The organism is Pseudomonas sp. GW823-FHT02F05 (assembly GCF_058797315.1).
Map to the genome: position 1 here is coordinate 87,915 of NZ_JBXAJM010000004.1, position 22,069 is coordinate 109,983.

General features: G+C 61.6%; 15 protein-coding genes and 1 tRNA gene. 6 read left to right on the plus strand and 10 right to left on the minus strand.

Features of this window, described 5'->3' with window-relative positions:
• The first annotated feature begins 204 nt into the window (after nucleotides 1–204).
• The 3 genes from AC1RAC_RS07135 to AC1RAC_RS07145 all read left to right on the plus strand — a co-directional run bounded on the left by AC1RAC_RS07135 (nucleotide 205) and on the right by AC1RAC_RS07145 (nucleotide 4,484).
• A tRNA-Met gene (locus AC1RAC_RS07135) sits at nucleotides 205–281 on the plus strand.
• 280 nt (nucleotides 282–561) lie between these two features.
• Nucleotides 562–3,204, plus strand: a complete 2,643-nt coding sequence (gene mprF, locus AC1RAC_RS07140; protein WP_014719775.1) for a bifunctional lysylphosphatidylglycerol flippase/synthetase MprF — start codon at nucleotides 562–564, stop codon at nucleotides 3,202–3,204.
• The gene (locus tag AC1RAC_RS07145; protein ID WP_034128631.1) at nucleotides 3,204–4,484 is read left to right on the plus strand and encodes a virulence factor family protein; all 1,281 of its coding nucleotides are present in this window, start codon (nucleotides 3,204–3,206) and stop codon (nucleotides 4,482–4,484) included. Before mprF ends, AC1RAC_RS07145 begins: the two co-directional genes overlap by 1 nt.
• 135 nt (nucleotides 4,485–4,619) lie before the next feature.
• Here AC1RAC_RS07145 and recJ read toward each other — a convergent pair whose 3' ends face one another.
• Both recJ and AC1RAC_RS07155 read right to left on the minus strand, forming a co-directional pair.
• Nucleotides 4,620–6,329, minus strand: a complete 1,710-nt coding sequence (gene recJ / locus AC1RAC_RS07150) for a single-stranded-DNA-specific exonuclease RecJ (RefSeq protein ID WP_054897673.1) — start codon at nucleotides 6,327–6,329, stop codon at nucleotides 4,620–4,622.
• 156 nt (nucleotides 6,330–6,485) lie between these two features.
• Nucleotides 6,486–7,028: a YaeQ family protein gene (locus AC1RAC_RS07155; RefSeq protein WP_003193952.1), complete on the minus strand. Its 543-nt coding sequence runs from the start codon at nucleotides 7,026–7,028 to the stop codon at nucleotides 6,486–6,488.
• A 137-nt stretch (nucleotides 7,029–7,165) separates the two neighbouring features.
• On the opposite strand from AC1RAC_RS07155, the gene AC1RAC_RS07160 reads away from it, so the two are divergent.
• Nucleotides 7,166–8,365: a CaiB/BaiF CoA transferase family protein gene (locus AC1RAC_RS07160; protein WP_492616460.1), complete on the plus strand. Its 1,200-nt coding sequence runs from the start codon at nucleotides 7,166–7,168 to the stop codon at nucleotides 8,363–8,365.
• 172 nt (nucleotides 8,366–8,537) lie between these two features.
• Here the strand turns inward: AC1RAC_RS07160 and AC1RAC_RS07165 are convergent, their stop codons facing one another.
• Nucleotides 8,538–8,822 carry a DUF3509 domain-containing protein gene (locus AC1RAC_RS07165; RefSeq protein ID WP_020301357.1) on the minus strand — a complete coding sequence of 95 codons (285 nt, stop codon included), beginning with the start codon at nucleotides 8,820–8,822 and terminating at the stop codon, nucleotides 8,538–8,540.
• A 207-nt stretch (nucleotides 8,823–9,029) separates the two neighbouring features.
• Between AC1RAC_RS07165 and AC1RAC_RS07170 the strand changes: the two genes are divergently transcribed.
• Nucleotides 9,030–9,692: a response regulator gene (locus AC1RAC_RS07170; RefSeq protein WP_034128635.1), complete on the plus strand. Its 663-nt coding sequence runs from the start codon at nucleotides 9,030–9,032 to the stop codon at nucleotides 9,690–9,692.
• On the opposite strand, the gene AC1RAC_RS07175 is transcribed toward AC1RAC_RS07170, so the two are convergent.
• The 6 genes from AC1RAC_RS07175 to xerD all read right to left on the minus strand — a co-directional run bounded on the left by AC1RAC_RS07175 (nucleotide 9,661) and on the right by xerD (nucleotide 19,698).
• Complete coding sequence (locus AC1RAC_RS07175; protein ID WP_054897674.1) at nucleotides 9,661–10,905, minus strand: EAL domain-containing response regulator; 1,245 nt, start codon at nucleotides 10,903–10,905, stop codon at nucleotides 9,661–9,663. The genes AC1RAC_RS07170 and AC1RAC_RS07175 overlap by 32 nt on opposite strands.
• Before the next feature lie 268 nt (nucleotides 10,906–11,173).
• Nucleotides 11,174–14,746, minus strand: a complete 3,573-nt coding sequence (locus AC1RAC_RS07180) for a transporter substrate-binding domain-containing protein (protein WP_492616484.1) — start codon at nucleotides 14,744–14,746, stop codon at nucleotides 11,174–11,176.
• A 265-nt stretch (nucleotides 14,747–15,011) separates the two neighbouring features.
• Complete coding sequence (gene thrC, locus AC1RAC_RS07185) at nucleotides 15,012–16,421, minus strand: threonine synthase (RefSeq protein WP_072447188.1); 1,410 nt, start codon at nucleotides 16,419–16,421, stop codon at nucleotides 15,012–15,014.
• A gap of 67 nt (nucleotides 16,422–16,488) precedes the next feature.
• The gene (locus tag AC1RAC_RS07190; protein WP_003193959.1) at nucleotides 16,489–17,793 is read right to left on the minus strand and encodes a homoserine dehydrogenase; all 1,305 of its coding nucleotides are present in this window, start codon (nucleotides 17,791–17,793) and stop codon (nucleotides 16,489–16,491) included.
• A gap of 128 nt (nucleotides 17,794–17,921) precedes the next feature.
• Nucleotides 17,922–18,653 (minus strand): thioredoxin fold domain-containing protein, encoded by a 732-nt coding sequence (locus AC1RAC_RS07195; protein ID WP_005791088.1) that lies wholly within the window; start codon nucleotides 18,651–18,653, stop codon nucleotides 17,922–17,924.
• Nucleotides 18,654–18,801: 148 nt separating this feature from the next.
• Nucleotides 18,802–19,698: a site-specific tyrosine recombinase XerD gene (gene xerD, locus AC1RAC_RS07200; RefSeq protein WP_020301360.1), complete on the minus strand. Its 897-nt coding sequence runs from the start codon at nucleotides 19,696–19,698 to the stop codon at nucleotides 18,802–18,804.
• 107 nt (nucleotides 19,699–19,805) lie between these two features.
• On the opposite strand from xerD, the gene AC1RAC_RS07205 reads away from it, so the two are divergent.
• Complete coding sequence (locus AC1RAC_RS07205) at nucleotides 19,806–21,614, plus strand: cation:proton antiporter (RefSeq protein WP_014719784.1); 1,809 nt, start codon at nucleotides 19,806–19,808, stop codon at nucleotides 21,612–21,614.
• Here AC1RAC_RS07205 and AC1RAC_RS07210 read toward each other — a convergent pair whose 3' ends face one another.
• Entirely contained in the window at nucleotides 21,615–22,028 is a 414-nt protein-coding gene (locus AC1RAC_RS07210; protein WP_003193963.1) for an acyl-CoA thioesterase, read from the minus strand.
• Nucleotides 22,029–22,069 lie beyond the last annotated feature (41 nt).

Genomic DNA, 22,069 nt, shown 5'->3' on the forward strand with positions numbered 1-22,069 from the left:
CCCGAAGGTCGTCGGTTCAAATCCGGCTCCCGCAACCAAACATCAAAAAAGGCTACTCGAAAGAGTGGCCTTTTTTGTGCGCGCTTGTTTTCCCTTGCAGAATGCGCCCAACACCTTGATTTCAGAATAATTAGCGCTTATTTCAGTGATCGGCTCATTAACGGTTGACACCCCGCCATTGGGCTGTAGAATGCCGCCCACAGACGCGGGATGGAGCAGTCTGGTAGCTCGTCGGGCTCATAACCCGAAGGTCGTCGGTTCAAATCCGGCTCCCGCAACCAAACATCAAAAAAGGCTACTCGAAAGAGTGGCCTTTTTTGTATCTGGCGAAAAAGTTCTTCTGAAACAATGGCATGGCATCTTTCATGAAACCGTAGACGGTTTGCAGAGTCCATCTCATTGCACGCTATGCTCAATGCTCAAGCGCTACCCCTCTACGACCAATGGCCGCAGTCGCCGCGCCCGGTGATCCGCGTTAATATTTGTAATTATTTTGTCCATAGGGATTGGTAACTTGGCTGGATACCTCCATCCTGTCGCGCACAATCCACGAGGTGATTGATGCGCGCCAACTCGTCTGAACCACAAGACACCGTCACAGCAGAACAACCGATCACTCCCACCCGTTTGCGGTGGCTGGACCTGTTGAGCAAGTACCGCCAGCCCATCGGCCTGGCCGTGACGCTCCTGCTGTTTGCAATCGCCCTGATCGCCTGCCGGCACCTGCTGCTAGAGCTGGACCTCTACGCCCTGCACGATTCGATCTTGGAAGTGCCCAAGCCTGCCCTATTGGGGGCCTTTGCGGCGGCAGTCGCCGGTTTTGTGATCCTGCTCGGCTATGAATTCTCCGGCGCGCGTTATGCCGGCGTGCAATTGCCCGCCAAGACCCTGGCCCTGGGTGGCTTCACCGCCTTTGCTATCGGCAACGCCATTGGTTTGTCGATGCTCTCGGGCGGTTCGGTGCGTTACCGTTTATATGCACGCCATGGCATCGGCGCCTCGGAAGTGGCGCACATGACCGTGTTCGCCAGCCTGGCCCTGGGCTGTGCGCTGCCGCCGCTGGCCGCGCTGGCCACGTTGAGCAACTTGCCAGCCGCCTCCACTTACCTGCATTTATCGCAAAGCCTGCTCGGCGGCATTGCCGGCGCCGTGCTGCTGTTGTCGGCCCTGCTGTGCATCGGCATCTATCGCCGCCGCCTGCCGGAACAGCCCTACCCCGACAACCTGCTGGTCAAGGCCGGGCGCCGCACCCTGCGCCTGCCTGGCCGACGCCTGACTTTCCTGCAACTGATCATCACCGCACTGGACGTCGCCGCAGCCGCTACCGTGCTGTATCTGCTGTTGCCCGAAGCGCCGCCCTTCGGCCCGTTCCTGTTGGTGTACCTGCTGGCCCTGGCCGCCGGTGTGCTCAGCCATGTGCCGGGCGGCGTGGGCGTATTCGAAGCGATCCTGCTGGCGGCCTTTGCCGACAAACTCGGTGCCGCGCCCCTGGCTGCTGCCTTGCTGCTGTACCGCATGATCTACGTGGTGCTGCCACTGTTGATCGCTTGTGTATTCCTGCTGGTCAACGAGGCCCAGCGCCTGTTCCAGACCCAGCAAAGCCTGCGGGTAGCATCGGGGCTGGCAGCGCCAGTATTGGCCGTCCTGGTTTTTTTGTCCGGCGTGGTCCTGCTGTTTTCCGGCGCCACGCCAGAGATCGACTCACGCCTGGAAAACATCGGCTTCCTGATTCCCCATCGTCTGATTGACGCGTCGCACTTCGGTGCCAGCCTGATCGGTGTGTTGTGCCTGTTGCTCGCCCAGGGCCTGCGCCGGCGGTTGTCGGCCGCCTGGATGCTGACCATGGTGTTGCTGCTGGTTGGCGCCCTGCTCTCGCTGCTTAAAGGCTTCGACTGGGAAGAAGCCAGCCTGATGACCATGACCGCAGTGCTGCTGGCCATCTTCCGGCGCTCGTTCTACCGCGCCAGTCGCCTGACCGAGTTGCCGTTTTCGCCGCTGTACCTGGTGGCCAGTGTCTGTGTGCTCGGCGCCTCGATCTGGCTGCTGCTGTTTGCCTATCAGGACGTGCCCTACAGTCACCAACTCTGGTGGCAGTTCACCCTCGACGCCAACGCCCCGCGTGGTTTGCGTTCGCTGCTCGGCGCCGCCGTGTTGCTGGTGATCGTGTCGCTGACCTGGCTGCTGCGCACGGCACGCCCGGTCATCCACCTGCCGACCCCGGAAGAACTGGAGCGCGCCAGCAAGATCCTGATGGCCTCGTCCCAACCTGACGGCGGCCTGGCGCTCACCGGCGACAAGGCACTGCTGTTTCACCCCAACGATGAAGCCTTCCTGATGTATGCCCGTCGCGGGCGTAGCCTGGTGGCTTTGTACGACCCGATCGGCCCGACCCAACCCCGCGCCGAGATGATCTGGCAGTTCCGCGACCTGTGCGACATCCACCACGCCCGTCCGGTGTTTTACCAGGTACGCGCCGAGAACCTGCCGTATTACATGGACATCGGCCTCACCGCGATCAAACTGGGTGAAGAAGCCCGCGTCGACCTGAAACGCTTTGACCTGGAAGCCAAGGGCAAAGAAATGAAGGATTTGCGCTACACCTGGAACCGTGGCACCCGGGACGGCCTGTCCCTGGAAATCTGCGAACCGGGCAAGGCGCCGATGGATGAATTAAAAGTCATCTCCGATGCCTGGCTTACAGGTAAGAATGTGCGGGAAAAGGGCTTCTCCCTGGGCCGTTTCAGCGATGACTACCTCAAGCACTTTCGTATCGCGATCATTCGCTTCGAAGGGCGCCCGGTGGCCTTCGCCAATCTGCTCGAAACCTACAATCATGACCTGGCCAGCCTCGACCTGATGCGTGCCCACCCGGACGCGCCCAAGCTGACCATGGAATTCATGATGGTGGGCCTGATTCAACACTATAAGAGCCACGACTACGCGCGCTTCAGCCTAGGCATGGTGCCGTTGTCGGGCTTGCAACCGCGCCGTGGCGCACCGCTGACCCAGCGCCTGGGCTCGATGGTGTTCCGCCGTGGCGAGCAACTGTATAACTTCCAAGGTTTGCGCCGCTTCAAAGACAAGTTCCAGCCCGACTGGGAACCCCGTTACATGGCCGTGCCCGCAGGACTGGATCCGCTGGTGGCATTGGCCGATACCGCCGCCCTGATCGCGGGCGGCTTGACTGGATTGGTGAAACGCTGATGATTCGACGCTCCTGGCGGTATGTATTGGCTTTAGTGGTGCTGCTTGCGCTGATCGCGGCGGGTGGCTTCTGGTACTGGAACCGCCCTGCTCCGCAACCGACCCTGGAGCACTTGCCCCAGGCCGACGGTTCGGTAATGACCCGCGTAACCCCGGCCAGCAACGCAAAAGCCCGCGTGGCCGTGGCGGTGATGGCCGACGAAACCCTGACCGACAGCCAACTGATTGCCCTGAGCCAGGGCGGTTCAGCGCAACTGGTTCAGGTGGTGCTGCCAAAAGATGACTGCGCACTGCAGGAAAAAGCCCTGCAAGGCGCCCTGGCCCAGCTGAAAGGCCCGGCAACCTTGGTCAGCGGCATTGGCCCTGGCGCCGCACTCGCCTGGCGCTGGCTGGCCACCCAGAACGACGACAAGGCCAACGCCATCTCCGTGGGCTTCGCCCTGAAACAGGAAGGCTGCAACGACCCGCTGCCGAAAACCGCCGCCCATGGCAGCTGGCTGGTGGCGTGGAACGATAACCCCGACGATGAAAGCGCCAGTTTCGTACGCGACACACCGCGCGCCACCACCAGCATCAGCGACTACGACATTCATTACCCACAGGTGCTGAATAACGAACTGCGCAAGCAACTGGTCGGTTCGGACAACGGCGGCCTGGCGATTCCGGTAGTGGAAGTACCCGCCGGCCAAGCCAAGGACACCGTGACCCTGTTCCTCTCCGGTGACGGCGGCTGGCGCGACCTGGACCGCGACGTGGCGGGCGAGATGGCCAAGATCGGCTACCCGGTGGTGGGCATCGACACCCTGCGCTACTACTGGCAGCACAAGACGCCAGAGCAAAGTGCCAAGGACCTCACCGAGCTGATGCAACACTACCGGCAAAAGTGGGGCACCAAGCGCTTCGTGCTGACCGGTTACTCGTTCGGCGCCGACGTATTGCCGGCGATCTACAACCGTATGCCAGAGAACGAACAGCAACGGGTGGACGCGATCATCCTGCTGGCCTTCGCCCGCACCGGCAGCTTTGAAATCGAAGTGGAAGGCTGGCTGGGCAACGCCGGCAAAGAAGCCGCCACCGGCCCGGAAATGGCCAAGCTGCCGCCTGAGAAAGTCGTGTGCATCTACGGCGCCGAAGAAGTCGACGAGAGTGGCTGCACCGACAAGACCGCCGTGGGCGAAGCCATGAAGCTGCCGGGCGGGCATCACTTCGATGAGAACTACCCGGCGCTGGCCAAGCGGTTGGTGGATATTATCGTCAAGCATCAGGCCAAAGCCGAATAATTCCAGCTTAATCCAAGACCCAATGTGGGAGCGGGCTTGCCCGCGATAGCGGTGGCTCAGTCACAGTAGCGTTGACTGACACTCCGTCATCGCGGGCAAGCCCGCTCCCACAGTGGTACGTGGTGTTGATGAAAACTAGCGCGGTTCGATGTGCGCAATCATCAGTTGCACCGTCTCATTGCCACGAAATTCATTCACATCCAGCTTGTAGGCCAATTCCACCCAACGCACCGTCGGGTTTGGCCACACTTCGCGGTCCACACCAAAGGCGATGCCATCGAGCTTCACCGACCCGCATTCGCTCTTGAGCACCACTTTCAAATGCCGCTCACCCACCACCCGCTGCTCCACCAACTGGAATACCCCGTGAAACAACGGCTCGGGAAAGTGCTGCCCCCACGGGCCGGCATGGCGCAGGGCGCGGGCCAGTTCCAGGTGAAACTCTTCCACCGCCAGGGTGCCGTCTGAAAGCAGGCGACCGGTGAGGTCTTCTTCGCGCAGTTGCCGGCGCACTTCGGCATCGAAGGCTTGCGCAAACAACGGGAAGTTGGCCTCGGGCAAGGTCAGCCCCGCCGCCATAGCGTGGCCGCCGTACTTGGTGATCAGGTTGGGATGCTGGCTGGCGACGACCGCCAGCGCATCGCGGATATGAAAGCCTTGCACCGAGCGTCCAGAGCCCTTGAGCAGGCCATCACCGGCATCGGCGAAGGCGATGGTCGGGCGGAAATAACGCTCCTTCATACGTGACGCGAGGATCCCGATCACCCCTTGGTGCCACTCCGGATCAAACAGGCACAAGCCGTACGGCATCGACTCCACCGGCAGGTCCTTGAGCTGGGCCAGGGCCTCGCGCTGCATGCCTTGCTCGATGGACTTACGGTCCTGGTTCATGCCGTCCAGTTGCGCGGCCATTTCTCGTGCGGCGGCGAAGTCTGTGGTAAGCAGGCATTCAATGCCCAGGCTCATATCATCCAGGCGTCCGGCAGCATTCAGGCGCGGGCCGAGGATAAAACCCAGGTCGGTGGAGGTGATACGCGCATGATCACGCTTGGCCACTTCCAGGATCGCCTTGATCCCCGGCCGCGCCCGACCGGCCCGAATACGCTCCAGCCCCTGATGCACGAGGATGCGGTTGTTGGCGTCCAGCGGCACCACGTCAGCGACGCTGCCCAGAGCCACGAGGTCGAGCAGTTCACCGATGTTCGGCTGGGGCTTGCTGTCATACCAACCCAGGCTGCGCAAGCGCGCGCGCAGGGCCATCAGCACGTAAAAGATCACGCCGACACCGGCCAGGGCCTTGCTGGGAAACCCGCAGCCCGGCTGGTTCGGATTGACGATGGCGTCGGCGGCCGGCAGTTCATCGCCGGGCAAGTGATGGTCGGTGACCAGCACTTGCAACCCTGCCGCTTTCGCCGCCGCCACGCCTTCGACGCTGGAGATACCGTTGTCCACGGTGATCAGCAACTGCGGCTCTCGCTGCAGCGCCACCGCGACGATTTCCGGGGTCAGGCCGTAGCCGTATTCGAAGCGGTTGGGCACCAGGTAGTCGACATGGGCCGCCCCGAGCAAACGCAGGCCCAGGGTGCCTACGGTGCTCGCTGTGGCGCCATCGGCGTCGAAGTCACCGACGATCAGGATGCGCTGACGCTGCTCCAAGGCCGTCACCAGCAAGTCCACAGCGGCGTCGATGCCCTTGAGCTGCTGATAGGGAATCAACCGCGCCAGGCTCTTGTCCAGCTCGGCCTCCGACTGCACCCCGCGTGCGGCGTAAAGGCGGGTCAACAGCGGTGGCAGTTCACCGAGAAAAGGCAGGACGGCGGGCAATGGGCGGGGATCGATACGCATGGGGTGACGGGAGCTTCTCTTCTAATACATCGGTTAAACACAGATAGTGAACGCAACAAGATCAAATGTGGGCGCTGGCTTGCCTGCGATACATACGACTCGGTACATCAGGCACGCCGAGTGGATGCCATCGCAGGCAAGCCAGCTCCCACCTTTTCAACCGCGTTCGCCGACCAGCCATTGCAGTTGCACTTCATGCTGGCCACGGTCATCGGTCACAAAGATCGTGCCTTCGCTGATCATCACGTCCCACTTGATCACCCGCGGCATGTCCTTGGCCAGGGTCTCCAGCACTTCCTGGGGCACGGCAGCGATATGCACGTTTTTCAGGTTGTTGGCCACCGGCACCACCTTGCCTTCCCACACGCGCAGGCTGCCATAGGCCAGCAGGCTGGTGCGCTCGGTGCGGCGCGAGCACCAGGTGAGGCGGTCGGCATCCGGCTGGCCGACTTCGATCCAGTGCAAAACACGATCATCCAGGCTTTTTTCCCACAGGGCCGGTTCGTCTACATCCGACAGGCCACGCCCGAACGCCAATTGCTCGTTGTACCAAAGGGCGTAGGCCAGCAGGCGCACGGTCATGCGCTCTTCGGTTTCCGAAGGGTGGCGGGCGATGGTCTGTTTGACGCTCTCGTACACCGAGCGGTCGAGGTCGGTGAGGTTGAGTTCGAATTTGTAGGTCGTGGACGGCTGGGCCATGAACGGGCTTCTAAAGACAAGGAAAGGCGGCCAGTCTAACCGATGGCGAGGGCATTGAACGAATACTGCGCTGCATCCGCGCGGCTCGCCTATGTTAAAAAGCAGTACATCATCGTCCCGCGCTTGTAAGGATCCCCATGTCGCTCACTGCCAAACCACTTGCCGGCCTGAAAGTCATCGAACTGGGCACCTTGATCGCCGGCCCGTTTGCCTCGCGCATCTGCGCCGAATTCGGCGCCGAGGTGATCAAGGTCGAATCCCCGGACGGCGGCGACCCGCTGCGCAAATGGCGCAAGCTGTATGAAGGCACTTCGCTGTGGTGGTTCGTGCAGGCGCGCAACAAGCAGTCGCTGACCCTCAACCTCAAGCACCCTGAGGGGCTGGCGATCCTCAAGCAACTGTTGGCCGACGCCGACATCCTGATCGAAAACTTCCGCCCAGGCGTGCTGGAGAAACTCGGCCTGAGCTGGGAAACCCTGCACGCCCTCAACCCCAAGTTGGTGATGGTGCGCCTCTCGGGCTTCGGCCAGACGGGCCCGATGAAGGACCAGCCGGGGTTTGGCGCGGTGGGCGAGTCCATGGGCGGCTTGCGCTATATCACCGGCTTCGAGGACCGCCCGCCCGTGCGCACCGGTATCTCCATCGGCGACTCGATTGCCGCGTTGTGGGCAGTGATCGGCGCGCTGATGGCGCTGCGTCACCGCGAAGTCAACGGCGGCCTGGGCCAAGTGGTGGATGTGGCGCTGTATGAAGCCATCTTCGCCATGATGGAAAGCATGATCCCCGAGTTCGATGTGTTCGGGTTTATCCGTGAGCGCACCGGCAACATCATGCCTGGCATCACCCCGTCCTCGATCCACACCACCGCAGACGGCAAGCATGTGCAGATCGGCGCCAATGGCGATGCGATCTTCAAGCGCTTCATGCGGGTGATCGGCCGTGACGACCTGGCGAACGACCCTGCACTGGCGAGCAATGACGGGCGTGACACTCGCCGCGACGAGCTGTACGGCGTGATTGATCGCTGGGTCAATTCGCTGTCGCTCGACCTGGTGATTGAACATCTGAATAAAGCCGAGGTACCCGCCAGTCGCATCTACAGCGCCGAAGACATGCTGGGCGACCCGCAATTCCTGGCCCGGGAAATGTTCCTCAAGGCGCAGTTGCCGGGCGGCAAGGATTTCAAGATGCCCGGCATCGTGCCCAAGCTCTCGGACACACCGGGCAGTTGCGAATGGGTCGGCCCGCAACTGGGTGAACACAACAGCCAGGTGCTCAATGCCCTGGGCTACGACGCGGCGGCTATCACTCGCCTGCGCGAGGATGGCGCGATCTGACAAATCCCAGGCAAAAAGAAACCCCGAGCAGTGGGGAGACAACTCGGGGTTAAACGTGGTCTACAAAAAGACCCGCACAGCAAGCGACAAACACCGGAGCACAATGCCTGCTCTTGCTGTTACAAACTCTGACTGACCACCTTGTAGGAAGGTTCCGAAGAAAAATAATGTTTCATGCCAGTGCGCCGCCACGGGTTTGGGAGGCGTTGCGCAAGGCAGCGATGACTGAAGGTTCCAGGCGCCCTTCGGCGATTTTCAGGTCGCGGAGCAGGCAATCCACCACATCCACCAGCGCGCGCTTGTCGCTCAATTGCGCACGATCGACTTCACGTTCAACCACGATGGCGCCACCGGGGTTCTTCACGGTTACCAGGCAGTCGTCGCGCATACCGGCAGAGGTCAGCGTAACCTGATAAGGGCTCAGTGCTTGGCTGAGCAATAGGTTGATACTTTCCATCTCGATCACCACTCAATCATTCGAAAAAGGTTCGAAAAACAAAAATGTCACGAAGAGGCTGACATTCAAGTGACCCGTGCTCAAAGCAGAAAGTTCTACCTTTTGTGTAATCCACTGCTTGAGGAAAACGAGCATGCACGGAAAAGATGACAGAGAAAAAACAACGGCGCACAGGCTAGAATCCCTGGATTGTCCCGGGAGCCTGCCTTGAGAGCTGCGTCTGAACCGCCCTTGCGTATCGTGATTGCCGACGATCACCCGATTTTCCTGATTGGCCTGCGCGCCGTGCTCGAACGTGACCCGCACATCAGCATCGTCGGCGAGGCCAATTCCCCCCAGGCCCTCAGTGCGTTGTTGCAACACTGTGCCTGCGATGTGGTGGTGACCGACTTCATGATGCCCGTCGAGCCCCAGGCCGACGGGCTGCGCTTGATCGAGCAACTGCGCCGGCACTATCCGCACCTGCCCATTGTGGTGGTGACCATGCTCAACAATGCCGGGTTGTTTCATTCCATCCTGGCATTGGGTGTGATGGGCCTGCTGAGCAAGGCCAGCCTGGCCGATGAGCTGCCCCAGGCGATCCGCCAGGTGCGCCAACAACGCACCTATGTGGCCCAGACCATCCGCCAGGCGCTGAGCCTGGCCGGGGAAGTCGGCGCTGATCGCCTGCATTCCCAGGAGCACCTGTCACCCCGGGAACTGGAGGTGATTCGCCTGTTGGCCAGTGGCATGACGGTGGGCGAGATCGCCGCGCACCTGCATCGCAGCAAGCAAACCGTCAGCGCGCAAAAAGTCAGCGCCATGCGCAAGCTGGGGCTGGCCAACGATGCAGCCCTGTTTATTTACGTGCAGGAACACGGGCTGGCCTAGCCTGGAACGCGATCCATTGCTTGAGCGCCGCGGCGTCCATCGGCCGGGCGATAAAGCAGCCTTGCAGCCACGCCGCGCCCAGTTCGCCCACAGCGTGATAGTCGGCGGCGGTTTCCACGCCGGTGACCACCACGGCAACGTCCAGGCGCGCTGCCATGCTCATGGCGCCCGCCACCACAGCGGCCTTGCGGTCATCATTGGCCATCCCGCAGGCAAACGCCGGGGGAATTTTCAGCTCGGTAAAAGGCAGTTCCAGCAAATGCTGCAGGCTGGTGCCGCCCGTGCCGAAGTCGCCGATGGACAACTGGCAACCCAACATGCGCAAGCGCAGCAAGCCGGTGACATGGGCGCTGTCGGTTTTCAAGGTCGAGGTTTCCACCAGCTCCAGCGTCAGGCTATGGGCGGGTACACCGTGCAACTGCAGCAGACCTTGCAGCACCTGGGGAAAGTGCTCGCGCTCCAGCATGCGCCCGGGGATGTTCACGGCCACTGGCAGCACCTGGCCGCTTTCGCCCATCACCTGGTTCGCCAGGCCAAGCGCCTGCTCCAGCACGTGCCAGGTAAACGCCTCTTCCATGCCGGCAAACTCCAGTACCGGCAGAAACTCGTCAGGCAGCAACAGCTCACCGTCCGGCAACTGCCAACGCGCCAGCGCCTCCACCCCTTGCAACACACCGGCCTGACTGACGATGGGCTGGTACCAGACCCTGCCACAGGCTGCGATAGTCGCCTGACTGACGTCCGCCGAGGGCGGCAGTTGTTCTCGCTCGCTCAAGCCCAACAGTTGGCGCACGCGCTCCCAGGACAGCACCGGTGGCCCCGGGCGAAAATGAACCTGGCAATCGCTCAGTAGTTGCCCGATCAACTTGGCCGAAGCCGGCTTGGGCAAACACGCCAAGACCTTGAGCCCCAATTGGCAGGCCATGTTCGCCACACCTTCTAGCACGTCGGGCTCGGCGTTGCTGAGCAGAATCAATACTTGGGCCAGGCGGCGTTCCGCCAACTCGCGGATCAATTCCAGGCCATCGCCCTGCTCCAGGTACAAATCGCAGATGGCGATATCCACCGGGCCTTTGCTGTCCAGAGACTGGCGGGCGGTTTCAACCGTTTCCGCGGCCCGTACATTGAACACGCCGTTGGCATTGAGCATCTGGTGCAGAGCCATCAGTTGAAACGGGTTGTCTTCGAGGATCAGGACGTTCAGGGATCGCATGGGTAGGGATGTCGGTACAGGGAAAGTGCTGCACAGTAGCCACATGCTGTGGTGTACCCCATAGGACGTGTCCTAAAAGCTTGCTTAAATGTGGGAGGGGCAAGCCTTGTCGGTCAAGCGCAGATCTCCTGTGGGGCTTGCCTGCGAAGGCGGTGTGTCAGTCACTACATCTGTTACTGCACTACCGCTATCGCAGGCAAGCCAGCTCCCACATTTGATCGTCGTTGCCTTGAGCATTGCGTTCGCTTAGCTGATCGGCATTAAGGTGTCAGGCATCCAGATAGGGTTGCAGGTCGCGACGAAACGCCTTGAGCACCTCGGACAAGCGCAACCAGGGTTCTTCAAGCTCGGCGCCGCGCTGCTCTCGGGCGCATTGCTCAAGGGCGACACAGGCCTTGGCCAGTGGCAGTGCGTCCACCAGCGAGCAAATGCCCTTGAGCCGGTGCAGCGATGCATTCAAGCGTGCCACGTCGCGCTCGGCCAGGGCTCCCGCCAATACCTCGTGTTCGTGGTCCAGGCTCTTGGCCAGTTCCTGCAACATGCTTTGCAGCACCGGGCCATCGGCCTGGGTCATGGTGCGCAGGGCCTGGATATCGAACGAACGCTGGGGCGCCACGCGGGCCAGCACTTGGGTCCAGTGTTCCAGGGTCACCGGCTTGACCAGCAGCTCATCCATACCGGCGTCCTCGCAGCGGCGTTGTTCATCTTTCATGGCGTTCGCGGTGCAACCCACCAGCGCGCTACGAGGCCGTTGCTCCTCGGCTTCGAGGCGCCGTATCGCCGCACTCAAGGCATAACCGGACATGCCGGGCATCTGGCAATCGGTGACCAGCACGTCAAAACGCTGCTCACGCCAACGTTGCAACGCGGCCTCGGCCGACTCCAGAGCGACAACCTGGTGACCGAGGAACTGCAACTGCTGCGCCAGCACCAGGCGGTTGGCCGCCAAATCATCCACCACCAGTACCGACAGGCTACGCCCCGTCGGTGACAACGTCGCGGTGGGCGTTGCCGGCACATCATCGGTGCTGACCCGGTCCAGGCGCAGGTCAATGCACACCGCCGTCCCCTCACCCACCACGCTGTCGAGGTGAATGCTCCCGCCCATCAATTCCACCAGTTGCTTGCAGATACTCAGGCCCAGACCGGTGCCGCCGTGTTGCGCAGCGGTCAGGGCGCTCACTTGGGTAAACGGTTTGAACACCCGCGGCTGTTGCTCGGCGCTGATGCCTGGGCCGCTGTCCTTGACGCACAGGTGCAGGTATTCGCTATCGGTCTCATCCCGTTGGCAGGTCACGCTGAGGTGAACCCCGCCCCGCTCGGTAAATTTGAGCGCATTGCCCAACAGGTTGTGCATCACCTGGCGTAACCGCAGCGGGTCGAACCAGTAATAACCCTGAGCAGCCGGATCAAACGCCAGGGTCAGATGCAGGCCCTTCTTTTGCGCCGTGGCTTCGAACAGGCTCTGGATACCCTCGAAAAAGCGCTTCAACTCAGTGGTCTGTGGCGCCAGTTGCAGGTGGCCGGCTTCGATCTTGGCCAAGTCCAGGCTGTCGCCCATCAGCGCAATCAGCTCGCGCGCCGAACGATGGGCCACCTGCAGCGCCTCGGAAACCGGCTGGCCGCTTGCCAGACAACGCTCTTGCTCCAGTTCGAGCAAGCCAATGATGGCAGTCATGGGGGTGCGAATCTCGTGGCTCAAGGCCGAGAGAAATGCACTTTTGGCGTAGTTCGCTTCGTCGGCGGCCTGGCGAGCGTCCATCAACTGGCGCTCCAGGTCTTTGCGTTCGTTGATATCGATCCAACCGCCCAACAATCCCTGCAGACGGCCCTGGGCATCAAAAAAAGGCACGGTCCACTGGTAGACGTGATAACTGCCGCCGTTGAGCTCCAATTGCCGGTCGACAAACAACGGCTGCTGCGTGGCCAATTGCTCCATGTGGCCTTCGTGCAGCCGCGCCGCTGTGGCGTCGGGCACGACCTTGCTCTCCATCAGCGTCAGGCCCTGGATCAGCTCCAGCCGGGTCGCCAATTGCTGTTCATAACTTTTATTGCAGGTCACCAGGCGCCCGTCCAGGTCGCGGACGAACAGCGGGTTGGGCATGCCGTCGAGCAGTGCGCGCTTGAACGCCAACTGGTCATTGAGCCGTTGCTCGGCCTCCAGCCGTTGGTGAATCTGGCGCTTGAGCCGGCTGTTCCACACCAGCGACACCAACACAAACAGCAGCGCCGTGGCCACCGTCCAATAGGCCCATGGCGGTACCCGTTGCCAGGCCGGCAGCGGAATCGCCACGGCACCGATCCAACGCAAGCGCAAGGCACTCAACTCAGCCACCGGCAGCGCCTCCAGGGCCTTGTTCAGAATGCTCAGCAGCTCAGGCTGGTCCTTGCGCACCGACAGGCAGTTGGACGACCACTTGCCATCGACACTGCGGCCGATACGCAGGCCATCTTCCGGGTAACTCTGCACTTCCACTTCAGTTTGAATGGTAGCGGCCGCCTCGCCCCGTCGTACCAGCTCACGGGCCTGGTTGTAATTGTCCACCAGGCGCAACGTGATGTTCGGATGCGCATGGCGAATATCATTTTCCAATACATGACGTGCCGGCAGCGCCAGCACCTTGCCGTCCAACTGCTTCAAGCCGGTGAGCGGCGCGGCATCGGCACGCTCGACAAACACCCAGCCGGACCCACCATACCCATGGCTGAAGTTGAGCACTGTGCTGCGCTCGCGGTTAACGGCCAGGGTCGTGTTCATCTGCGCCCTGCCTGTTTCCAGCCATTCCAGGGTTTGCGCGGTGGAGTGCACCTCTTCAAAGATAAATTGCAAACCGGTCATGCGCGTGATGCGATGCAACAAATCCACATTCAAGCCAACCCAGTGGCCATCCTTATCCTTGAATATGTACGGAGACATCTGCTGGGCCACCACCACGACATGGGGATGCTCGCGCACCCAGGCCTGTTGCGACGCCGACAACGCAATGCGCTCACCACTGATACCGACGCCGAGCCCGGTGGTCCAGCGCGCGAGAATTTCGCGCTGCACCGACTCGTCGAGGCTTGCCAGCGCGCGATTCATCATGGCCCCCAACAACGGATCTGCCTGGCGGGTGGCGAAGGCAAAACCGATGGGCGCCAGCCGGCTCTGCTCCTTGATCTGCAACCCCAGGTAAGGCCGCAGCGATTTATAGGCGCGCACAATCACTTCGTTGCCGATAAACGCATCGACGTCACCTTGCTTCAAGGCTTCGAGGCCGCTGTAGAGGTTAGGGGCGAGCATGATGTGGCTGTCGGGATACGCCGCGTGAACCTTCTGCACGTTGGCGTAGCCGTCGAGCAACACCAGCTTCTTGCCGGCCAGATCGTCGCCTTGGGTATCGTCGCGACGCAGCACCACCACCGAGCGGTCGGGCATGTAGTCCGGGGTGAATTGCAGGCCGGGTACGTCACGCTCGTAACCATTGGCACTGGTGAGTATGTCGATGGTGCCGTTGCGCAGCGCTTCGACCGCCTGGGCGCGCTCGGAAAAGCCCAGCACTTGCATGGGCACACCCAGCCGTGCGCCAACCAGGCTCAAATAATCGGCGCTGACGCCCTGGTAGCGATTGCGGTCACGGGTGATATCGATCGGCTGGTAGTCATCTATCGAGATGCCCACTTTGAGTGTCCGATGCGCCGCCAACCACTGCTGCTCCGTCGGCGCCAGCGGCATAGGTTCAAGCGGGATAAACGCCGGCACCAGTTTGAACGGCAGGCTGACGGCGGCCAGGCTCATGGGCACCTGGATGAGCCACAACAGGCACACCAGCTTCAACGTCCATTGGATCAAAACCTGCACCGGTTGGGTTTCCTTGATTGGGCGACTGGGCAAGTATGGCTCGCCAGAATGAAAAAGCCCGTCACGAGGACGGGCTTGGCCGACTGCAAAAAAGCTGAATGCATACCTGTAGCAGCCTGATATCCGCCTCATGGTCAGCGGGTGAGTTAGCTGAATGTGGGAGCCGGGCTTGCCCGCGATGCAGACGCCTCGGTATTCAGTCGTACCGAGGCGCCTGCATCGCAGGCAAGCCAGCTCCCACACAAACCCGCTACCCCATTCTTGATTAGAGCGGCTTGCCCCGATTGCCATGCTGGCTGACGAACGCCTGCACCGCCTTCAGGTCATTGGCCAACACGGTGCAGCGCTCTTCGCGCTCGAACAGGTCGGTCAAATGTTCCGGCAGATCCAGCGCCTTGCCAATGCCGGCTTTCTCGACCGCTTCCGGGAACTTGACCGGGTGTGCGGTACCGAGGATCACCATTGGAATATCCAGGCTGCGGCGGCATTCGCGGGCGGCTTTCACGCCGATAGCCGTGTGCGGGTCGAGCACTTCGCCGGTCTCGGCATAGACCTGCGCGATGGTTTCGCAGGTCTGCGCATCGTCCACGGCCAGGGAATCGAACAGCTTGCGGGTTTCGGTCCAGCGCTCTTGCTCGACGCTGAAACCGCCACCTTGCTTGAAGCTGTTCATCAACTCGGCCAGGGCTGCGCCGTTACGACCGTGCATGTCGAACAGCAGGCGCTCGAAGTTCGACGACACCATGATGTCCATGGACGGCGACAGCGTGGCGTGCAGGGTTTCCTTCACATACTGGTTGCCGCTCATGAAGCGATGCAGGATGTCGTTGCGGTTGGTGGCGACGATCAACTGGTTGATCGGCAGGCCCATGTTGCGCGCCAGGTAACCGGCAAAAATGTCGCCGAAGTTGCCGGTCGGCACCGAGAACGACACCGAACGCGCCGGGCCGCCCAACTGCAGCGAAGCGTGGAAGTAGTAGACGATCTGGGCCATGATCCGCGCCCAGTTGATCGAGTTCACCGCCACCAGGCGTGTGCCCTTGAGGAAGCTCTGGTCAGCGAAGCTGTTCTTGACCATTTCCTGGCAGTCATCGAAGTTGCCTTCGATGGCGATGTTGTGGATGTTCTCACCGAAGATGGTGGTCATCTGCCGACGTTGCACTTCCGACACGCGCTTGTGCGGGTGCAGGATGAAGATGTCGACGTTTTCGCAGTGCTTGCACCCTTCGATGGCCGCCGAGCCGGTATCGCCGGAGGTAGCACCGATGATCACCACGCGCTCGCCACGTTTTTCCAGCACGTAGTCGAGCAGGCGACCGAGCAGTTGCAGGGCGAAGTCCTTGAACGCCAGGGTCGGGCCGTGGAACAGCTCCAGTACCCACTCATTGCCGTTCAGTTGGCGCAGGGGCGCGATGGCGTTGTGGGAAAACACGCCATAGGTTTCTTCCAGAATCTTCTTGAAGTCCGCATCCGGAATGCTGCCGGTCACGAACGGGCGCATCACTCGGAAAGCCAGCTCGTGATACGGCAGGCCGGCCCAGGAGGCGATTTCTTCCTGGGTGAAGCGTGGCAGGTTTTCCGGCACATACAGGCCGCCGTCGGTGGCAAGGCCTGCCAGCAGAACGTCTTCGAAATTCAGGGCCGGTGCCTGGCCGCGGGTGCTGATGTAACGCATGACTGGCTCCTCTAAAACATTCTCGAACAGGGGCCGCCGAATGGACGGGGCCCCTGGAACAAATCGGTTAGTTCAAGTGCTCGACGCGAATGCGCACCACCGGGCCGACCACGCCTTGCAGGGCTTCGAGGGCATGGATGGCATCGTTGATGTGCTGTTCGAGCACGCGGTGGGTCAGCAGGATCATCGGCACCTGGCCGTTTTGCTCCTCGACTTCCTTCTGCATGATCGACTCGATGTTGATACCGCGCTCCGACAGGATGCTGGCTACCTGGGCCAACACGCCTGGATGGTCCTGGGCCTGGATGCGCAGGTAGTAGGCACTTTCGCAGGCTTCGATCGGCAGGATCGGGTGGGCCGACAGCGAGTCCGGCTGAAAGGCCAGGTGCGGCACGCGATTTTCCGGGTCGCTGGTCATGGCGCGAACCACGTCCACCAAGTCGGCGATCACCGACGACGCGGTCGGCTCCATGCCGGCACCGGCGCCGTAGAACAAGGTAGAACCGGCGGCGTCGCCGTTGACCATCACCGCGTTCATCACACCATTGACGTTGGCGATCAGGCGGTCGGCCGGGATCAGCGTCGGGTGAACCCGCAACTCGATGCCCGCCGGGGTGCTGCGCGCCACGCCCAGGTGCTTGATACGGTAGCCCAGGGCTTCGGCATAGTTGACGTCGGCGGTGGTCAGCTTGGTGATGCCTTCGGTGTAGGCCTTGTCGAACTGCAGCGGGATACCAAAGGCGATGGAGGCCAGGATGGTCAGCTTGTGGGCGGCGTCGATACCTTCCACGTCGAAGGTCGGGTCGGCTTCGGCGTAACCCAGGGCCTGGGCTTCGGCCAGCACGTCTTCGAAGGTACGGCCCTTCTCGCGCATTTCGGTGAGGATGAAGTTACCGGTGCCGTTGATGATGCCGGCTACCCAGTTGATGCGGTTGGCGGACAGGCCTTCACGGATCGCCTTGATCACCGGGATACCACCGGCCACCGCGGCTTCAAACGCCACGATCACGCCCTTCTCGCGAGCCTTGGCGAAGATCTCGTTGCCGTGCACGGCGATCAGCGCCTTGTTGGCGGTGACCACGTGCTTGCCGTTCTCGATGGCCTTGAGCACCAGCTCGCGGGCCACGGTGTAGCCGCCTACCAGCTCGATAACGATATCGATCTCAGGGTTGGTGGCCACGGCGAACACATCGTTGGTAATCGCAATACCGGTCGTTTCGAACTGAGGCTTTGGCGAACGCGTGGCAATCTGCGCCACTTCAATCCCGCGACCTGCGCGGCGGGAAATTTCTTCAGCGTTACGCTGAAGTACGTTGAAGGTACCGCCACCGACGGTCCCTAACCCACAGATGCCTACTTTGACCGGTTTCACTGAAGAACTCCCCATGAAACGGCCGACGCTAGGTCGGCCGTGAAAACAGCCGCACAACTGCGGCTCTCAATTAATGACTCGCCGACGGTTCGGCGGGCCATGATCGTCAAAGGCTCAACGATAAATGCTTACTTGGCACCCAGTGCCAGTTTGGCAACTTGCGGCGCCGGCTGGTAGCCCGGAATCACCTGGCCGTCGGCCAAAACGATGGCCGGTGTACCGTTCACACCAATGGACTGGCCCAGGGCGAACTGCTTGGAAACCGGGTTGGCGCATTTGGCCGATTTGATTTCCTTGCCGTCGACCATCTTGTCCATGGCCGCTTTCTTGTCGGCCGAGCACCACACCGCCTGCAACTGCTCGTCACCCGGCGAACCCAGGCCCTGGCGCGGGAAGGCGACGTAGCGCACTTCCACGCCCAGCTTGTTCAGTGCCGGGATTTCAGCGTGCAGCTTGTGGCAGTACGGGCAAGTGGTGTCGGTGAACACGGTGATATGGGTCTTGGTTTCGCCAATGGCGGGGTAAACCACGGTTTCAGCCACCGGGATGCCGTTGATCAGCTTCGACACGCCCAGGCGCTCGGCCTTCTCGGTCAGGTTGACCGGCTTGCCATCCTTGAGCTGGAACAGGTAGCCCTGCACGATGTACTGGCCATCGGCGCTGGCGTACAGCACACGGCTGCCCTTGAGCTTGACTTCATACAGGCCGGCCATGGGGCTGGCGCTGATGCTTTCGATCGGGGTGTCGAGCGCCAGGTTGGCCAGGCTCTTGCGAATGGTTTGCTCGGCCGCATCATCGGCGACCGCAAAGGTGGAAACCAACGCAATGGCTGCGGCGGCAATAATCTGGGTCAAGCGCATGGGAACTCCTGAAGGCAGAGGCAGGGACGGGAGCAGAATACTGATCTGGAACACAACGGGTGCCGTCCCCTTTGCGAACCGGCAAAGCCTACCACAGTTGGGCGGGAGGGCAGACCGCGACAGCTAAAATGGGCCATTTCTGACGGTTTTATCCGCGCGGGTGGTGCTTGGCGTGCATGTCCTGCAAACGTGCGCGTGCCACATGGGTGTAGATCTGGGTTGTGGATAAGTCGCTGTGCCCAAGCAGCATTTGCACCACGCGCAAATCCGCACCGTGGTTGAGCAAATGGGTGGCGAACGCATGGCGCAAGGTGTGGGGCGACAGCGCCTTGCCGATCCCGGCCACTTTGGCCTGGTGCTTGATGCGGTGCCAGAAGGTCTGGCGGGTCATCTGCTCGCCGCGCTGGCTGGGGAACAGCACGTCGCTGGGGCGCCCACCCAGCAGTTCGTGGCGCGCATCGCGCATGTAGCGCTCGACCCACACAATCGCCTCCTCGCCCATCGGCACCAGCCGCTCCTTGCTGCCCTTGCCCATCACGCGCAACACGCCCTGGCGCAGGTTGACCTGCTCCAGGGTCAGGCTGATCAATTCGGTGACGCGCAGGCCGCAGGCATACAGCACCTCCAGCATGGCACGGTCGCGCTGGCCGATGGCCTCGCTCAGGTCCGGGGCCGCGAGCAAGGCATCGACGTCGGCTTCCGACAAGGACTTGGGTAACGGCCTGCCGAGCTGCGGCATGTCGATTTGCAGGGTCGGGTCGACGGCAATGAGTTTTTCCCGCAGCAGGTAGCGATAAAAGCCACGCACGCCGGAGAGGAATCGCGCAGTGGAGCGCGGTTTGTAGTTCTGCTCCAGGCGCCAGGCCAGGTGATCGAGGATCAACTCGCGCCCGGCATTGATCAGTTCGAGGTTTTTCTCCTGCAGCCAGCCGTTGAACAGCGCCAGGTCGCTGCGGTAGGCCTGGCGTGTGTTGTCCGACAGGCCTTTTTCCAACCAGAGGGCGTCGAGGAAGCGGTCGATCAGGGGATGGTCAATGGCAGGCATGGGCACTCAAGCGACTTAGCACAAGGCAATACGCGTATTATTTAAGGAACTGTGACAAGAGCCATTAGTCTTTCATAGCCCGCTATTTCAAGGAACAGGAAGCTTTAATGAACGAACAACAGATTTTGTTGGCTTTTGGCGGCATTGGCGTGGCCGCACTCGGCTGCCAGTGGCTGGCCTGGCGCCTGAAACTGCCGGCGATTCTGTTTCTTCTGCTGAGCGGGATTCTGGCAGGGCCGATACTCGGATGGCTCGACCCGCAAGAAATGTTCGGCCCTCTGTTGATGCCGTTGGTGTCGTTGGCAGTGGCGCTGATCCTGTTTGAAGGCAGCCTGACCCTGCACCTGTCGGAATGGAAGGAAATCGGCAGCGTTGTCCACCGGCTGGTCACCGTCGGCGCACTCTCGACCTGGGCGGTGATCACCCTGGCCACCCACTGGCTGCTGGGCTTCGACTGGATGCTGGCGCTGCTGTTCGGCACCCTGACACTGGTCACCGGCCCGACGGTGATCGTGCCCATGTTGCGTGTGGTGCGCCCCAAAGCCTCCATCGCCAATATCCTGCGCTGGGAAGGCATCGTCATCGACCCGATTGGCGCACTGCTGGCGGTAGTGGTGTATAGCTTCATCATCGCCAGTGCGTCGGGCGATGGTTTGAGCCACAGCCTGCTGACCTTCGGCGGCGTCATCCTCTGCGGCAGCCTGTTCGGCATCGCCGGTGGCTGGGTACTGGGGCAGATCATGCGCCGCCAGTGGCTACCGGAATACCTGCATAACCTGGCGACACTGGCGGGCGTGCTGGGCATCTTCATCGCCTCCAACCAGGTGATGCATGAGTCCGGCCTGCTGGCGGTCACGCTGATGGGTATGTGGATGGCGAACATGAAAGGCGTGGATGTACGGCACATCCTGCACTTCAAGGAAAACCTCAGTGTGTTGCTGATTTCCGGGCTGTTCATCCTGCTGGCGGCACGCCTGGACCTGAACGCCATGATCGCCCTGGGCCCGTTCGTGTTGATCCTGCTGTTGATCATCCAATTCATTGCACGCCCGCTGAACGTGGCGCTTTCGACCTTTGGCTCCGGGCTGAACTGGCGCGAGCGCGCGCTGCTGGCCTGGATCGCCCCAAGGGGAATCGTGGCGGCGGCGGTGTCAGCGATCTTTGCGATCCGCCTGGATGAGGCCGGCCACGAAGGTGCGTTGTTGCTGGTGCCGCTGACCTTCGCGGTGATCATCGGCACCGTGGTGCTGCAAAGCGCCACGGCACGCCCCTTGGCCCGCCTGCTGAAAGTCGCCGAGCCGGCGCCCAGCGGCTTCCTGATCGTGGGTGCGAACGGCCCGGCGCGGGCGCTCGGCAAGGCGTTGCAGCAGTTGGGCAGCCGCGTACTGCTGACCGACTCAAGCTGGGAAAACATCCGCGCCAGTCGTATGGAAGGCTTGCCCACCTACTTCGGTAACCCGGCCTCCCAGCATGCCGAGTCCCATCTGGACCTGGTCGGCCTGGGGCATCTGCTTGCGCTCTCGCCTTCTGGCGAACTGAATGCCTTGGCCACCATGCGTTTTCGCCATGACTTCGGCCATCGCCTGTTCGCCCTGGCCAGCAGCCAGGAAAACCGTCGCACCGACAAGCACAAGGCCAGCCATGAACACCGTGGCCACTTGCTGGGCAGCCAACCCTTGAGCTACACCAAATTGGCCAGCCTACTGGGCCAAGGCGCCGAGTTGTACAGCACTAGCCTCACCGACGGCTTTGGCTGGGAGCAGTACCAGGCGTTGCACGGGGAGCGCGCCACCTTGCTGTTTGCCCGGGACACCAGCGGCTGGGTGCATGTGGTCTCGCCCGAGAGTAACTTGAAGCCTGTAGCGGGCTGGACCTTGCTGGCAGTGATTCAACCGCAGGCCAGCACCGCCGAGTAATCAGTCAACAAAGCCAGGCAGTACCGGGACAGGGCGTTTATCTGCGTCAATCGCGACGAAACTGAACACGCCCTGGATCGCCTTTTCACGGCCATCAGCGCTCATGCTCTCAACGAACACCTCCACCTCGACCTTGAGGCTGGTGTTGCCGACTTTGATCACCCGACCGATCAGCTCAACGATAGAGCCGGCCGGGATCGCGTGATTGAAGTCGATACGGTCGGTGGAGACCGTCACCAAAGGCAAGCGACAGAAACGCGTGGCGGTGATGAACGACACTTCGTCCATCCATGCCAGGGCGGTGCCGCCGAACAGGGTGTTGTGGTGGTTGGTGGTGGGCGGGAACACGGCCTTGGTCACGTGGGTAACGGACAGGTCGGTGCGACGCTGGATTTCTTCGAGGCGGGTGGTCATGGGTCAATACCAACAGATAGGCAAATTTCAGGCACAAAAAA